This is a genomic window from Aliamphritea ceti (assembly GCF_024347215.1).
Taxonomy (GTDB): Bacteria; Pseudomonadota; Gammaproteobacteria; order Pseudomonadales; family Balneatricaceae; genus Amphritea; species Amphritea ceti.
In genome coordinates this window covers 3,950,728-3,966,017 of sequence record NZ_AP025282.1, presented here as the reverse complement: position 1 = coordinate 3,966,017, position 15,290 = coordinate 3,950,728, and the positions used below count along the sequence as shown (strand labels likewise).

Genomic DNA, 15,290 nt, shown 5'->3' with positions numbered 1-15,290 from the left:
AACCAGTAGTTATAAAAACGCCGCGCGGGTCAGTGACCGGCGCGGCGTTGGTATCAGACTATAAGCTCTGTTGTTTAGATGTTTGAGTCTGGGAATTCAGCCTTACGGCGTTCCATGTACTCAATCAGTGCCTGGTCAGTGGCTGGATCGATTTCAGGTGCCTGGTATTCAGACAGCTGTTTCTTCCAGTATGCATTCGCACGCTGTTCCATGGTCTTGGAGCCTTCAGATTCCCACTGCTCGAAGCTGTTGTTATCAGTCAGCGGAGACAGGTAGAAAGCAGTCTTGAAGTTAGCCTGAGTGTGGGCGCAACCCAGGAAGTGGTTACCCGGACCTACTTCACGGATAGCGTCCAGTGCCTGACCGTTTTCAGACAGATCAACACCTTTCAGCAGGGTGCACATCATACCAGCCTGGTCTGCATCCATTACGAACTTCTCGTAACCCATTGCCAGGCCGCCTTCCAGCCAGCCAGCAGTGTGCAGTGCGAAGTTAACACCTGCCAGAGTAGTAGGTACCAGAGTGTTTGCAGCTTCACTTGCTGCCTGAGCATCAGGGATCTTAGAACCACAGAAGCCACCACCGGAACGGAATGGAACACCCAGACGACGTGCCAGGTTAGCCATTGTGTAAAGTACCAGAGCAGGCTCAGGCGTACCGAAGGTAGGTGCACCAGACTGCATAGAGATAGAGCTTGCAAAGCTACCGAATACAACCGGAGCACCTGGTGCTACGAGCTGTACAAAGGCCATACCCGCCATTGCTTCAGCAAGTGTCTGAGCAGCAGTACCGGCAACTGTTACCGGAGACATTGCGCCGGCCAGGATGAACGGAGTAATTACACATGCCTGATTGTTGCGGGCGTAAACTTTAGCCGCACCCAGCATAGTGTCATCGAATGTCATAGGTGAGTTAGCGTTGATCAGGCTGGTCATACATGTTTTCGGTTTGCCGTTTTCATCGTAGAAATCGTCACCGAAAAGAATTTTACACATATCAACACTGTCCTGAGCACGCTCAGGAGCAGTTACAGAACCCATGAATGGCTTATCAGAGTACTTCATGTGCGTGTACAGCATGTCGAAGTGGCGCTTGTTTACCGGCAGATCAACAGGCTCACAGATAGTACCGCCGGAAAGGTGCAAGCTTGGTGCCATGTAGGCCAGCTTAACAAAGTTCTGGAAATCTTCGATAGTCGCGTAACGACGACCTTTATCCATGTCATAAACGAACGGAGAGCCGTAAGCAGGAACGAATGCAGTGTTCTTACCACCTACAACAACGTTGCGGGCAGGGTTACGCGCATGGTGCGTGTATTCACTTGGCGCAGAAGCCTGAATGATAGAGCGACACATGCCTTTAGGGAACTTAACCAGCTCACCTTCAACGTTGGCACCGGCATCACGCCAGATCTGCAGCGCTTCTTCATCATCGCGGAATTCAATACCGACTTCTTCAAGAATAGTTTCAGCGTTGGCTTCGATCAGCGCCAGGCCTTCTTCATCAAGCACTTCGTAGTAAGGAATGTTACGGGTGATGTACGGTACGATCTCTGCCGGAGTATTTCCTGCAGCACGACGACCCGCACGGCCTCCACCACGACGACTTTTACGTGCTTTAACTGGGCCTTCTGAATCGCTCATGTATTTACTCCAAATTCGAATTATGCTGGCTAACGTGGGCTGACACGCCTTACATCTGTTTAATTACCTAAGATTATTCAGGGCGTTAAATGACGCATTAAAGCGGGTTATGTCAGCTATCTAGAAATTTCATATCTTAAGCGGGAGTATGGTTTGAGGTCAGATTTCGGGCTGACCTGATCGCGACATGCTCGTGTTTGAGCGCGTCATTGTCTATCCCGTAGACGACCAGGATTAGCACATTTACGAAAAAAAACAGCTTTGCAAAAGCCTGATTTTTGTAGGGGTTAAGCTAGATTAGCTGTGTATGTCGTTTTTGTACCGGATGTCAGAACAGTGCATCCAGGGTGAGTTTCATACCGACTAAGAACAGAAATATATAACACAGCCTGTAGAACATAGTGGCGTCGAGTACGTTGTGTAATCTGGCGCCGAGTCTGACACCAGCAATTGCCAGAGGCATCAGTATGAGCGAAGTCAGTAAATGGCTCGTGTTGAATAGCCCGAGAAAGGAATAAGGAATCAGTTTCATACCGTTAACACTGGCAAAAAAAATGATACTGGTGGTGACAAATACTGTTTTATTCAGCCGTTGGGGAAGCAGGTAAAAATTCAGTGGTGGCCCACCGGCATGAATGCTGAAGCTGGTGAATCCCGCGAGCGTACCCCAAAACGCACCTCGACCAATATGGGGCTGACGGGGTGGTGGTGTTCGCTTGCGTATTTCCTGCAGCAGAGCATTCAGGCAGAACAGCAGGGATGTTGCTCCTATGATCAGCTTCAGGTGGCTATCGCTCAGATGCTGAAAGCTCATCGCACCTATTATTATGCCCATAGTTGCGGCAGGTAACAGGATTTGCAGATTGCGTTTATCGAAGTGCTGCCGGAAGCGCCACAGTGCCTGTAAATCCATAGCAAACAGAATCGGCAGCATAATTGCAGCAGCAACAGGAGAGGCAACGACAAGCGTTAACAGAGGGACTGCAATCATTCCCAGAGAGCCGCCAAAACCGCCTTTGGAAACTCCCACAATCAGTACTGCAGGAATAGCCGCAAAATAAAACAGAGGATCAGTAAGCATTGCTATGGAATCTGAATATTGGTTGTCTGTGTGGTAGTGGCCGGTGCTGTTTTATCAGCAGTTTGAACCGTTGTTTATTTAACAGCTTAAGCCATCGATCCAGGTTGATAATAACGTGCCTGTTTAAGTAAATACCAGTTTTGTGAAATCGAAAAAGCATAGCTATAGCTTATTTTGGTATCGAAAAAATCGATATTAATAAGCTGTATTATTCGTTTTACTTCTTTGCCGGAGTGCTGAGAATAGAAGTCATAATCTGTTGAGCCTGCTGATCAGAGCTTACAGTTTAAATCTGAAAACGGAGAAATGATGGCAATTCTGCTGAACAATCATGGTTATGATAATGCGTCCTGGCAGGTTGCATTAGCTGAGTTATTACCGGAGCAGCAGATATATTTATTTGCAGAAATGACGCCTGCCCGCCGTCAGCAGATTGAATATGCACTGGTATGGGATCATCCGCCGGGAGATCTGGCTGAGTATCCTAATCTTAAAGGGATTCATCTGTTAGGCGCTGGTACTGAGGCTGTGGATGCCGATTCGACTATCCCTGATGTACCTGTTATGCGCCTGGTTGATCCTCAGGTACTGGAAGACATGGCACGCTACGCACTTTATTGGGTGCTGCATTTTCATCGCCGTTTTGGTGATTATGCCGAACAGCAGGAAAGAGCTCACTGGGAAAGACATAATCTTTGTGCCAGCGAAGAGTTTTCGGTGCTGGTACTGGGTCTGGGAATGGTGGGTAAAACTGTTGCAAAGCGTTTGTCTGAGAATGGTTATAACGTCTTGGGATGGGATCGGAATTTAACCGAACTTTCCGGTGTGGAGTGCTATAGCCGTAACGAATTATCACCGGCGTTGTTTCAGGCAGATATAGTGATTAATTGCCTGCCTTTAACGACTGCTACCCGCTATATGATTGATGCGGAGTTGCTGGCGCAGTTACCTAAAGGTGCTGTGCTGGTCAATATCAGTCGGGGTGAGTTACTCGTCGAAGCAGATGTAGTTGAAGCTCTGGAAACCGGGCATTTATCCCAGGTTGTACTGGATGCTTTCAGTATTGAGCCTTTACCGGCAGATTCGCCACTCTGGCGGCATCCTGATATTCATATTACACCCCATATGTCCGGTGCAACTTACGCACACTCTGCGGCTAAACTGGTGGTAGACAATATCCAACGGATTGAGCAGGGAGAGCGGCCGTTTCCGCTGCATTCACCAAACCGATTCACTAATAAAAATAACACGTGAGATGACTATGAGCGAACTGACATTAGAACAGCAACAGGAGCAGGTTCGGATTGATCTGGCTGCGATGTTCCGCCTGACACATTATTTTGGCTGGGACGACACTATCTGGAATCATATTACTGCCCGGGTACCTGGTTCTGATCATCATTTTTATATGCACAGGTTTGGTCTTTATTATGACGAAGTCAGTGCATCTAATCTGATCAAGGTCGATGAAGAGGGCAAGGTGCTTGAAGGCCCGGAAGATGTGAATACTGCAGGCTTTATTATTCATGGTGCTGTGCATCTGAGTGACAGTCATAAAGATAACCGGTTTGTTTTCCATGCCCATCCGAAGTCAGCGAGTGCAGCAACCGCTTTTAAGGAATTACCCTTCCTGATACAGGATTCCTCGATGCTGTATGGCAAGGTTGGTTTCCATGACTGGGAAGGTCTGTCGGTCGATCCTGATGAGCGTTTTCGTATCGCTGAGAACTTAGGGGATAACAGCTGTCTGGTGATGCGTAATCATGGTTTCCTGACGGTGGGAGCGACTGCCGGAGAGTGCTTCATGAATATGTATTATCTGGTGCGTTTATGTGAAGTGGCGTTGCAGGCAACAGCATCTGGCTATGAGCTTGATCCGGGTCCAACAGAGCTGTGGGAGAAAGCTTCTAAGCAATATGAAGCATTCCCTCCGGGTAAGTACGAATGGCCGGCACTGCTGCGTAAGTGCGACCGGCTCGATCCGTCTTATAAACAGTAAACCGGCTATCGCAGGTAATTGGCTATGAAAATAGGTTTCATCGGCTTGGGCAATATGGGCTCAGGCATGGCGGCTAACCTGTTGGAGCACTGTCGCTGGCATGACTATGATTTGCAGGTTCTCGACCTGAATCGTGCGGCTATGCAGTTGCTGACGGATAACGGCGCCTTAGATGGTGGTTCAGTTGCACAGATGGCAGGTGAGTGTGATGTTTTATTTACATCGCTGCCCAGTGCTATACAAGTGAATCAGATTGCGTTTGGTGCAGAAGGCATTCTTGAGAACGCGTCATCAGGTTGTACCTGGTTTGAAACCAGCACTAACGAACTGGCGCAATGGCAGCAAGTACTCGCGGCGGCTCCTGAAGGGATGACACTGATTGATGCACCTGTGACAGGTGGCAGTGAAGGCGCGGCAGCAGGTACGCTAACGATGCTGTTAGGTGTCGAGGATGAGGTCTTAAAGCCTTTTGAGGATTTACTCGGCAGTATTACAAAAAAAGCCGTTCGTATGGGGCCTTCCGGTGCAGGCTATGTCACTAAGCTTAGCCAGCTGCATCTGAACTATCTGGTCGCTCAGGGGATTGGTGAAGCCTTGATGCTGGGGGCAAAAGCGGGGCTCGATTTACATACCCTGAGTGATGTTTTGAGTAACAGCTGCGCACAGAGTTATGTGGTGGATAACTACATTCCTAAAGTATTGGACGGCAGTTATGACGAATCCTTTGCGTTGGGCTTAGCGACTAAAGATATGCGTTTGATCACTGAGCTGGGCAGTCATTTGGATATTGAGCTGGAATTGGCTAACAAAGTATATGCAACCTATCAGGAAGCGATACAAGCTTATGGACCTGAAGTCCCGCATCTCAATGTTGTTCGTTTGCTGGAAGAGCGTACAGGGCAAGTTCTACGTTGATTTTGGTAATCTCAGGCACAAATTGCGAATGATAAAATGCCCGGTATATGCCGGGCATTTTTTTGGTGCTTGTTCAATTGTCGTTTGATCAGCTGTCGATATTTAGATTCCAGTCATAGTCATAGCTGACTTTTAATTGCGGGTCGTTCAGGATTTCATGGTTAACTGCTCCCTGTTGTTGCAGGTAATTAAGCAGCTGTACTTCATTGCCGGCAAAATCAATCTGATACCAGTCGAAAATACTGGACAGTTGCAGAGTCTTTGAACGGGGCTGCCAGAATACAGCGCGGTTATTGTTGAGAAAGTCTTGTTCGGCTGCGTCCAGTTGTTGTTCCAAACTCTCTGGTTGGTATATATCCGTTGCCAGGTTAGGGCAACCGATACTGGCGCAGTTGAGGGCAAAGTGAAGGCGGCGGTCTGGCCAGATAGGGCGTAGTATTCTGTGCTCAATATCATTCAGGGATAACTCCTGGCCGGCGACAGTCAGGTATTTGTCTTCCCAGGGGCCGCCATTAAACAGGCTTTTAAAGCTCAGGCGAATATCGCGAATGGATTCCAGCGGGTAATGGTCCAACACCAGTGATACCACCGCCAGATTGTACGTATTAATCCAGAAGGTTTTTTGTTCAGCTGGGCTCCAGCCACGGGGATCTATTGCAGAAATTTCGTTTAACAATTGCTTTAATTGTTGTTTGTCCGTCGCAGTGACGCTTGCGTAGTCAACTCGGTTGAGGCCATCGGCATAGTCTTTAACGTATGTATCGAGAAAGCGTTGCCAGGTCTGAAATTGTGGTACCGCTGACTGAACGGTACCGGATGTTGGTTGCCAGAAGGCCCAGAGTTCGGCTTTGGGAGCTGCCTGTACATTGCCAGAACTGAGGCTGAGCAAGGTGAGACTTAAGATAAATGCCAGTAGCTGTGTAAGTTGGCGAATGTTGAAGGTGGCCACTTATGGTTCCTCAGATCAGAGAGTATTCACAGACTGAGTCACTCAAACAGATAAGGAAGTTCACAGAATCGCTGGATTTATTAGGCATTTACTTATGCCTGAGGGATGTAAATAATTCCTTTGTCCTGTAGCCAAGTGTGGTATTTTAGCAAAAAAGTTATCAGATTCTGTATGCCTACAAAAGCGTTATCCATAATAACAGCAGCAGAATCAGTCGGAACGTAAAGTTCGAGCGAGAGTGCATGTCAACGGATTCAACCGCGGCAAAACAGCCGTCATCAGATGTTAAAGAGTCTATCTACCAGCGTGTCAGTAATATGGCGATTAAGTTTCAGTTTCGCCCTGGTGAACGTATTAATGAAGGCAAACTGGCTAAGCAACTTGATGTCAGTCGTACGCCATTGCGTGAAGCCATGCAGCAGCTGGTGTCTGAGAAATTGCTACGCTGGGAACGCAACAAAGGTTTCTTTTGCCGTGAACTGGATGAGAAAGAAGTATTCGATCTCTATGAATACCGGCAATTGCTTGAAGAACAGGCAGTACGCTTAGCCTGTCGCCGTGCGACAGACGAACAACTGCAGGAATTCGCAAGTTTTTATGCGGGTATTCACGGTATTTATCAAGAGGATAAAACCGTTGCCAATCTCAAGGTTGATCAGACGTTTCACGAGAAACTGGCACGTTTATCGGATAACGATGAAATTGTGAATGCACTGTGTAATGTTAATCAGCGTATATATTTCATGCGCTGGATTGATGTCACCTCTGAGAAAGTGTTTGAGCCAAGCCATAAGCGTATTGTTGAAGCTGTTGTTGCCCGTAATGAAGCTGAAGCAGTTAGCTTGATTGGCGAACATGTAAGTCGTCGTCGGGATGAAATTTCAGTGTCTATCCGCCAGGCATATGGGTTGATCTATACCGGTCAGATGCCAACTGAATAAGTTTCGTTGAATCTCTAAGTATCTTTTGTAATACGGATCGTTCGATCCGTATTTTCTTTCTGTTTTAAGTCCTTTCTTATGATGCATATAAAGTGCCTTTCTTAAGCGCCTGAGTTTTTCTGTTGTCTGCTAATAGACGTTTTCTCCATTTTCCGGTTTTTTGCTGCCAGTTTTGCCTGCTCTGTTCTACCCTTATTCTTCTGGTGGGTTATTCTGCACGGAAGTGGGGGGCAGGGATTGAGAATCTTTGGTATATAGTGTTATATTTTTTTCTGTATACAGTTTTAAATACGAAATATTCTAATAACAACGATAGAGATTTTGTTTCATAACAGCGCTTACATGTCGCCGGAACCGACCGGAGGCATAAGGGCAGTGATCGCTGTTTGAGCAGAGCTCGCCGCACGGTGAAGACCAATGATAAGAAAAAAAATACTCAATCAAGTTTGTTCAGCGGCGATTGCGCTGGGTGTATCTGTAAGCGCAAATGCTGAAGTGCTGGAGTGGACCTCAGGTCAGCTGGGTGGCGGCTGGTTCACCATGGCTTCCGGTGTTTCTAATCTGGTAAAGGATGCTTATCCTGATCTGACGCTGAAGATCGTACCGGGTGGTGGTACGACCAACCCAACCAAGATTGATCGTGGCATTAGCCAGTTTGGCTGGGGGCTGGATACTTTTTCTTATCAGGCCAGCAAGGGTGTGGTGTTGTATAACAACAAGCCACATGAAAACCTGATGATGGTTGGTATGAGCTTCTCTGACATTTTCTACCACATGGTGGCCAGCGAGAATGCTAAATATAATTCCATTGAAGATCTGCTGAAAAACGGTAAAGACGTTAATATTGCAGTGGTTAAGCGTGGTTCTTCCGGTGAACAGGCTTTCCGTTGGATGATGGAACAGTTTGGCACTAGCTATGAAGATCTGAAAGACCGCGGTTTTAAGATTAACCATGGTAACTTCAGTGAGATGAGCTCTCAGTTCAAAGATGGTCAGGTTGATTATGTATTCGGTGGCCAGGGCTTACCGGGCGCAGCGATGATCGATATGGGTCAGGCGCGTAAGATGCATCTGGTTAACTTTTCGGACAAAACCCTTAAGGGGCTGAACGATAATTATGGCTTCCTGAGCGGCACTATTCCTGCGAATACCTACGAAAACGTTCCTGCAGCAAACACCATTAAAATGGCTACAACCTTGTTGGTTGGTAAGAATGTAAGCGAAGATACCGTTTATAAAGTAACCAAAACTTTATGTGAAAATAACGCTAAGCTGGCGAGCATCCATGCTTCCATGAAGGCATTTGATTGTGCGACAGCATTCAAAAATGCACCGGCTCCGGTCCACCCGGGTGCTGCTAAGTACTACAAAGAAGCGGGCTTCATGTAAGGGTTTACGTCCTGCTGACCGTATCTCCGGCCGAGTGTATGCTCGGCCGTTTTATATCCACCGTATGTTGATTGTTCCGTGCTGCAGCTCCGCAGTTTTATATGCTTAAGCGGTATAATTGCGGAATCAACAGGTACGCTTTAGGGTGATGTTATGTTTTCTAATCTGACTGCGCCGGATAGCCGTTATGCTGTCTGGATGCTTAGATTTATTGCACTGTGGGCATTTTCAGCCAGTGTTTTTCATCTTTATACCGCTTATATCGGTTTTCTGGAGCCACGCACCCAGCGTTCACTGCATCTTATGTTTATGGTTCCACTGGTCTTTTTGATGTTTCCGCGTCGCCGGGATCAGGTCAGTGTGGACCAGCCTTTTATACCGGGGTTAACAGGTATTATCTTATTTGTATTGGCGATCTTGCCATTTGTGTATTCATGGCTGGAAGCTGACCGGATAAATTTACGCCTTGAAGGTATTGATGAAGTTCTGCCGGTCGAGTTGTGGATGGGCACTATAGCGACAGTTTTGTTACTGGAAGCTTTACGTCGTTCAGTATCGCCGATACTGGCAGGTCTGGTCAGTTTCGGTATCGCTTACTTGTTCCTGACCGAATATATGCCGGGCATATTTAACTACCGGGATATGCCTTACTACGAAATTATTGAGACTCTGTATCTGTTTAACGGTCAGGGTATGTTCGGGTCGATTACCGGCATTGCGGCGACTATGGTGGCGATCTTTATCGCGTACGGCGCCTTTATGGAAGCCAGTGGTGTAGGTAAGTTATTCACTCAGGGCGGACAGCTGATTGCTGGCCGTTACAGTGGTGGGCCAGCGAAGGTTGCTGTTGTGACCTCAGCGTTTTTTGGCACTATGAGTGGCTCCGCCTCAGCGAATGTATTTACCACTGGTTCTTTCACCATTCCGATGATGAAACGAATCGGTTTTCGGCCGCAGGTAGCGGGTGGTATCGAGACGGCAGCCAGTGTTGGTGGCCAGAGTGCGCCGCCAATTATGGGGGCCGGTGCTTTCATTATGTCGGAAATCACTAATACACCGTATAGCGAAATCATTGTTGCGGCGATTCTGGGCTCTTTGTGTTTCTTTACGCTGATTTTTGTATCAGTGCATTTTGAAGCCCGTAAACATGGCCTGAAAGGTATGGATGCCAGCGAGTTGCCTAGCAGTGCTGAAGTGCTGAAGAAGCTTTATTTGCTGATTCCAATCGTCGTACTGATTGTATTACTGATGCTGCGCTACTCACCGCATATGTCAGCTCTTTATTCGATTTTTGCTACTCTGATTGTCGTAACTTTCACCTCCGAACGCTTCAGTCCTAAGCAGCTATTCAATGTACTGGTGACGGCTGGACGTAATACTGTCACTATTGCTGTCGCCTGTGCCGGAGCAGGTATTATTGTTGCTGTGTTGACCAAGACTGGGCTGGTTGTTTCTATCGGTTCGATCGTGACTGATATTGCCAATGGTCAGATGTGGGTCGCGGCAATTGCGCTGATGTTTGTTACATTAATAATGGGCATGGGGGTTCCGACGACACCAGCGTACGTTATTACTTCAGCAATTGGTGCGCCATTGCTGATTAATGAATTCGGTGCGCCGGTACTGGCTGCGCATATGTTTATTTTCTATTTTGCGATTCTGGCAGATGCGACTCCTCCGGTATCGATTGCTTCATATGCTGCAGCTTCAATTGCCCGCTGTAATCCTTTATTGACGGGGTTACATGCTTCGCGCATGGCGATAGCAGGCTACGTAGTGGGCTTCAGCTATCTGTTTGTGCCGGAGATGCGTATGGAAGGTAGCTTCATCAGCATTATTGCGAACTTGACTGCAATCGTGGGAGGTCTGTCGCTATTGGCGGCGGGAATTGCCGGTTATTTTTCCAGCAGGCTAAATGTTCTGGCACGTTTACTTCTGATCAGTCTGGGAGTTGCGATTGCTCTGTTCTCCTGGATTGATGTATATCTGCGAGACGCCGCAGTTTTGGGTACTTTCCTGTTACTGTACCTGTTCTCAAAAACTCAGGCATCCCGTACCGAGGCCATTTCGTAAAAGGGTGTGTTTGAGTGGCATTTTTAATGTGTCAATAATCATCTTCGGTTTTTAACGATGAATTTAAAGCCCTCTTTAGTGAGGGCTTTTTATTGTCTGCTAGTTAATAAACCCTGGCATGATCAGTGTTATTTTTTGAGACTGACAAAGAGGTTACGAGTAGTGGGTTATAAAGAGTGCAATTAATGGGGCTTATCTGTCAGAGCCGGGACGTTTATGCTTGGCTGCGTTATTGAAATTTTCTCCCACGATTCCCCTTGTGAATAAATCTAGTTTTGTTGCGGATATGACTGTTGATGTTATTTGAGTGTCTTTTTAAACCAGTGATTGAAGTGCTGAGATCTCAACTATGCTGAGGGTTGCATGGTTGGGAATCGCCCAGATGAGTGCCTGGGGGTGTTTGTTGTACAGCTTTCCAATGTTGGCGGAAGCTTTGTTGGCGGAGTTTGGCTGGTCAAGATTTTCGGTCTATGCCGCCGGCAGCGTAGCAATGGCTTCGGCAGCCATTGGCGCTTATCCGGTAGGACGATGGATCGATTTAGGTTATGGACGTGCAGTGATGTGCCTGGGTGGGTTGCTGGGGGCAGGAGTACTTTGTTGTTTGCCCGCTATAACCGCCGTGTGGCAGTTGTATGGGCTGTATACCTTAATGGGGCTGGCGTTGGCAGCCAGTTTATACGAGCCTCTGTTTGCCTGTGTTACTAATTGCTTTGGTGTGCAGCAGGCACGCTATATTATTCCGCGACTGACGCTCTGGGCGGGTTTTGCCAGTTTGGTATTTATGCCTTATACGCAAATGCTCATTGATACTCTGGGTTGGCGTCTAGCTATGCCTGTATTGGGCCTGACTTTCATAATAATCGCGCCGGGAATTTATTTTTGCTTACTTAATAGCCCACTGAACGAAAAGCACAAGAAAGGCTGCGTCGATCAAAAAGCTCATTCGGAGGGTACTCTGAGGAGCGTACATAAGTCGGCTGTTTTTTGGTATCTGGTGGTAGCCTTTGCTGGTTACGGGCTTATTCAGGCAGGTTTGAACTTTCATTTATTTGCGATTTTGTTAGAAAAGCAGTTATCGGTTTCAACAGCTATCTGGCTGGTGGCTGTATTGGGACCTGTGCAGGTAGCAGGTCGGGTATGGTTGATGGTTTTACTGCGCCGAAGGGCTGCAACCAGTGCGGCAGTGATGCTGACATTGTTTCAACCGCTGGTATTGCTGGCGATGTATTTAAGCGCTGCGGTAGTACCTGTCTGGGTAGTGATTATCGTTTTTTATGGCTTACTCGGGGGGAGCCTGATAATCGTGAAAGGCATCGTTATTATTGATTACTTCCCTGACTATTCATATGGCCGGGTTAATGCCTTGCTGACCGCACCATATAACTTGGCGCAGGCAGTCGCGCCTTTAGTTGGCGCTGCGCTGTGGTTGCTAGGTAGCTCATACGATAGTTATTTATGGGTATTATTTGGCGTCAGTGTGATCATGCCATTGAGCTTTTACTTAGCTTTGCGAGAGCATAATAAAGGACAAGCAGCAGTGAGCAATATTGCTTAGGTTTATGCCTGGATTATTGTTAATGAGAAACTACAGATTTAAGTCAGAACCAAAAGCAAAAAGAGCGCATGGAAAAACGCTCTTTTTTTAAAGGCTGAGTTTATTTGTATTGTGCAAAAGCTTTACGATTTTTGCTGTCTATATAATCAGCAACCGATACTGCCGGATACTTAGCGTCTTCATTAGCCAATTTTTTGAAATCCCGAGAATCAATGATTGCGTCTGGGTCTGGATCAAAAAAGATCGGCATAGAGAAACGTTCATTACCAGAGCGGTTGATGACCCGGTGCAGGTTAGATGACAGGTGGTTGTTGGTCCAGCGGTGCAGCAGGTCGCCGATGTTGCAGACAAAAGTACCTTCGATTGGCTGTGCTTCTACCCATTCGTTTTGTTTGTTGAGTACCTGCAGTCCACCGTTGTTATCTTGCAGTAATAAAGTGATGACGCCAAAGTCAGTATGTGCGGCAGCACCAAAGCGTTCCTGTGCTTCATCCTCGGTACTTGAACGTGGATAGTAAACCAGTTGACCACGTCCCAGAGGGCTGGTGTAACGTTTCGCGAAGAAGTCTGATTCTTCACCCATGCCCACGGCAATGGCCTTCAGTACCTGGTGGCCGAGTTGGCATACCGCATCGTAATATGGCAGAACGTTGTCTTTCAGAGCAGGATAGAATGTTGGCCAGAGGTTGTCGGCTATCAGTGGGATCTGAGCCTTTTTAGCCTGCAGTTCTGCTGACCAGTGCTCCGGTCCGGTAAAGAAAATTTCTTTAAGGTCGTGGGTTTTAGCACCTTCCAGCGTCGCCATACCAGGAGCCAGCCAACCGCGCTGACGAGTGTTAACTGCGACTTCCTGCTTGTGCTCTGCAGGCAGGCGGAAAAATTCTTTGGACGCTTCTAATGCATTGTTAATCAGTCGCTGATCAATACCGTGGTTTTTAACATAGAAAAAGCCGGTGTTCAGTGCCGCTGCCATGAGTGGCTCGCTGACTGCTTCAATGTCGCCGTTTTCAATCAGAGGAGCAAAGTCGATCACTGGAATATCTTCAAGTGATAAAGCTTTTGCGGCAGCATAATCCTGATTATTCGTGTGCATATGTGTGATCCCGAATTCAGACGCACACATGGCTTACTGCGGTATGCCTGCGTCGGTGTTTTTATTATGACTGTTCAGTTGTAGTTATTCTTAACGGCTGCTTTTTATGGGCAGTGCTGAGAATAACCTTGTTCTGAGTGTGAATATATTACTTTATACCAAGCTGTATACAGTTTTTGAATAGCCAGAAAGCCTCTATTTCCCTATTAGCCGGGAGAATGTCCTAATTAGCTTTTTATTGGCTGATTTGTGTACGTATAAATGCAGAGAGGGGTATTTTGGATCCCTTTTAATAGGGGATGCTGTTGAAAGTGATTATCGACGTAATGATGACGGCGGCTGTTTTTACTAGCCGCTGTAAGCATCAGAAGAAACGGGCAGGCGCGAAGGCTTCCGCTGAAATATCGGGTGTTTTTTGTTGAATAAGCTGCGCCAGTAAATGGCCGGTTGCCGGTCCGGTACTAAAGCCTATGTGATGATGCCCGGTAGCGAGCCATAGTCCGGTGCATTGTTCTACCGCACCGATGGCCGGTAGTGCATCTGGTAATGTTGGTCGGCGGCCAAGCCAGGGTTGATCCAAAGGTTTATTAATAGGATATGCTAGCCGGGCATTTGGTATTACCGCTTCCAGCTGATCTGGACTGGCGGGGGCGTCACGCTCTTTCAGTTCAACACCAGAACTGAGTCTATAGCCCTGTTCCATAGGAGTGAGCACATAGCTACCATCGACATCGTGTAGAGGCCGGCCAAGTGGCTCTGCTGCTGTGCTGTCGAAATGCTGGTGGTAGCCCCGCTCATAGGCCATCGGTAATTTACAGCCTAACTGGGTTAGCAGATCATTACTCCAGGGCCCTAAAGCAATGACTAGTTTTTCAGTAGTGAACTGTTCATCCGCAGTGGATAACAGAAATCCCTGTGCTGTTTTTACTACCTTCTGAATATCAGCAATTTGGAACTTACCGCCAGCAGTAATAAAGAGCTCTCGGTATGCGTGGGTCACTTGAGCGGGATTATCCACACTGGCAGTATCTTTGATCCAGGTAGCCCGGAAGTAAGGTTGCTGTAGCCCAGGCTCAAGCTGTTGAAGTTCATCGTTGTTGAGAATTTGCATATCTACGCCAACATCTTTAAGCAGGAGGCGTTCATAATTAGCAGCTTTAAAGCTGCTCTGGGTCCGGTATAGCTTCAGCCAGCCAGTCTTTCGCAGGCGCTGCTTGCATTCGGCTTGCGTCAGCCATTCTTCATGGAGCAGCATGCTTTGGCGTACTAGTGAGTTAAGTGCTGCTACCCGAAGACGATCTGACTCTTCAGTTGCACTGGCCATGAAGCGGACCATCCACCGGCAGTTTCGCAATAAATAGCTGGTCTGATAACGCAGAGAAGGTGATTTGCCCCGCAACATGGGGATAATGGAATCCCAGAGCCGGGCGTTGTTCATCGGCAGCACTGAACTAGTTGCCAGTACACCAGCGTTACCGTAGGAAGTTTCAACAACGGCATCGCTGCGATCAATCAGTGTCACCTGATAACCCTGCCGTTGCAGTTCGAGCGCGCAGCTGACGCCTACAATGCCTGCACCGAGTACACAGATACTGGAAGCAGGTGGTGTGTCGGATGAATTCAGCGAATGATCTTGCAGCATAGGGTGAACG

At 47.5% G+C, this 15,290-nt stretch carries 12 protein-coding genes; 7 read left to right on the top strand and 5 right to left on the bottom strand.

Annotation, left to right across the window (positions count from 1 at the left end):
• Window positions 1-74 precede the first annotated feature (74 nt).
• Complete coding sequence (locus OCU49_RS18145; RefSeq protein WP_261841969.1) at window positions 75-1,643, bottom strand: trimethylamine methyltransferase family protein; 1,569 nt, start codon at window positions 1,641-1,643, stop codon at window positions 75-77.
• A 328-nt stretch (window positions 1,644-1,971) separates the two neighbouring features.
• On the bottom strand, window positions 1,972-2,724 hold the full coding sequence (locus OCU49_RS18140; RefSeq protein ID WP_261841968.1) for a sulfite exporter TauE/SafE family protein: 753 nt from the start codon (window positions 2,722-2,724) through the stop codon (window positions 1,972-1,974).
• A gap of 309 nt (window positions 2,725-3,033) precedes the next feature.
• On the opposite strand from OCU49_RS18140, the gene OCU49_RS18135 reads away from it, so the two are divergent.
• Genes OCU49_RS18135 through OCU49_RS18125 form a run of 3 tightly spaced genes read left to right on the top strand, consistent with a single transcriptional unit; the run spans window position 3,034 to window position 5,638 of the window.
• Entirely contained in the window at window positions 3,034-3,978 is a 945-nt protein-coding gene (locus OCU49_RS18135; protein WP_261841967.1) for a 2-hydroxyacid dehydrogenase, read from the top strand.
• Between the two features lie 7 nt (window positions 3,979-3,985).
• Complete coding sequence (locus tag OCU49_RS18130; protein WP_261841966.1) at window positions 3,986-4,723, top strand: class II aldolase/adducin family protein; 738 nt, start codon at window positions 3,986-3,988, stop codon at window positions 4,721-4,723.
• 24 nt (window positions 4,724-4,747) lie between these two features.
• A complete protein-coding gene (locus OCU49_RS18125) occupies window positions 4,748-5,638 on the top strand; it encodes an NAD(P)-dependent oxidoreductase (RefSeq protein ID WP_261841965.1) in 891 nt (296 codons plus the stop codon).
• Between the two features lie 88 nt (window positions 5,639-5,726).
• On the opposite strand, the gene OCU49_RS18120 is transcribed toward OCU49_RS18125, so the two are convergent.
• Window positions 5,727-6,587, bottom strand: a complete 861-nt coding sequence (locus OCU49_RS18120; RefSeq protein WP_261841964.1) for a DUF547 domain-containing protein — start codon at window positions 6,585-6,587, stop codon at window positions 5,727-5,729.
• A 242-nt stretch (window positions 6,588-6,829) separates the two neighbouring features.
• Between OCU49_RS18120 and OCU49_RS18115 the strand changes: the two genes are divergently transcribed.
• From OCU49_RS18115 to OCU49_RS18100, 4 genes are all read left to right on the top strand, one after another.
• Entirely contained in the window at window positions 6,830-7,528 is a 699-nt protein-coding gene (locus OCU49_RS18115) for a GntR family transcriptional regulator (RefSeq protein ID WP_261841963.1), read from the top strand.
• 417 nt (window positions 7,529-7,945) lie between these two features.
• The gene (locus OCU49_RS18110) at window positions 7,946-8,917 is read left to right on the top strand and encodes a TAXI family TRAP transporter solute-binding subunit (RefSeq protein ID WP_261841962.1); all 972 of its coding nucleotides are present in this window, start codon (window positions 7,946-7,948) and stop codon (window positions 8,915-8,917) included.
• Window positions 8,918-9,070: 153 nt separating this feature from the next.
• Window positions 9,071-10,990 carry a TRAP transporter permease gene (locus tag OCU49_RS18105; RefSeq protein WP_261841961.1) on the top strand — a complete coding sequence of 640 codons (1,920 nt, stop codon included), beginning with the start codon at window positions 9,071-9,073 and terminating at the stop codon, window positions 10,988-10,990.
• 349 nt (window positions 10,991-11,339) lie between these two features.
• Window positions 11,340-12,545, top strand: coding sequence for an MFS transporter (locus tag OCU49_RS18100; RefSeq protein ID WP_261841960.1), 1,206 nt, complete (start codon window positions 11,340-11,342; stop codon window positions 12,543-12,545).
• A 100-nt stretch (window positions 12,546-12,645) separates the two neighbouring features.
• Here OCU49_RS18100 and OCU49_RS18095 read toward each other — a convergent pair whose 3' ends face one another.
• Together OCU49_RS18095 and OCU49_RS18090 are read right to left on the bottom strand one after the other, a co-directional pair.
• Window positions 12,646-13,638 carry an isopenicillin N synthase family dioxygenase gene (locus OCU49_RS18095; RefSeq protein ID WP_261841959.1) on the bottom strand — a complete coding sequence of 331 codons (993 nt, stop codon included), beginning with the start codon at window positions 13,636-13,638 and terminating at the stop codon, window positions 12,646-12,648.
• Between the two features lie 364 nt (window positions 13,639-14,002).
• Window positions 14,003-15,280: an NAD(P)/FAD-dependent oxidoreductase gene (locus tag OCU49_RS18090; protein WP_261841958.1), complete on the bottom strand. Its 1,278-nt coding sequence runs from the start codon at window positions 15,278-15,280 to the stop codon at window positions 14,003-14,005.
• Between the last annotated feature and the right edge of the window lie 10 nt (window positions 15,281-15,290).